This is a genomic window from Bacillus sp. SM2101, from assembly GCF_018588585.1.
GTDB lineage: Bacteria > Bacillota > Bacilli > Bacillales > SM2101 > Nanhaiella > Nanhaiella sioensis.
This window is the reverse complement of record NZ_JAEUFG010000133.1, coordinates 1-605: the sequence shown is the minus strand read 5'-3', so window position 1 is coordinate 605 and position 605 is coordinate 1. Positions and strand designations below refer to the sequence as shown.

The window sequence follows — 605 nt, the reverse complement described above, 5'->3', positions numbered from 1 at the left end:
TGTCATTGGTGAAACCGGTAGTGGTGGTAGTTATCAAATTAATAAGATTAGTGATACACACTATGTGGGCTTATCAATATTAACACCACATTTCAAAGATGAACAATACCCAGAAACAGTGGAAATTACTTGGTCTCCTCATACTTTTTATAGCATGTCTAATGATTTAGAGGTTAAGGGGGATTGGTCTTTCGATTTTTCATTAGATCGTTTAGAGGGAGATATTCAGCTTGTGAATGATACTGTCCAGGACAAAAATGTAAACTTCACACTGAAATCAATTGAATTCACAGATGTTTCGACGATTATTGCCTATGAGCAAGTTGTGACAGACGAATTACTGAAACAATGGCCAAGTATAACACCTGTATTCCGAGTTTCAGATAATCTAGGTAATGTGTACGTGAATGAAACTGGTGGTAGTGGTGTTTCACCTGATAATGGGAAGACCTTTGAAGGAACGACAACATTCGGTACAATACAAGAAGGTGCTAGTCAGCTTATCATTCAACCAGTTGAAATCGCAAGTCTAATGTCTGGGCAAGGTCATATCGAAATTGAGCTCGATCCGATTGTTATTGAGTTGAAATAAAGGAAAACGTGAA

At 37.5% G+C, this 605-nt stretch carries 1 protein-coding gene; it reads left to right on the top strand.

Features of this window, described 5'->3' with window-relative positions:
• Positions 1 to 592: DUF5643 domain-containing protein (locus JM172_RS24605; RefSeq protein ID WP_214484997.1), on the top strand; the 592-nt coding region annotated here is incomplete at its 5' end.
• Positions 593 to 605: the final 13 nt, after the last annotated feature.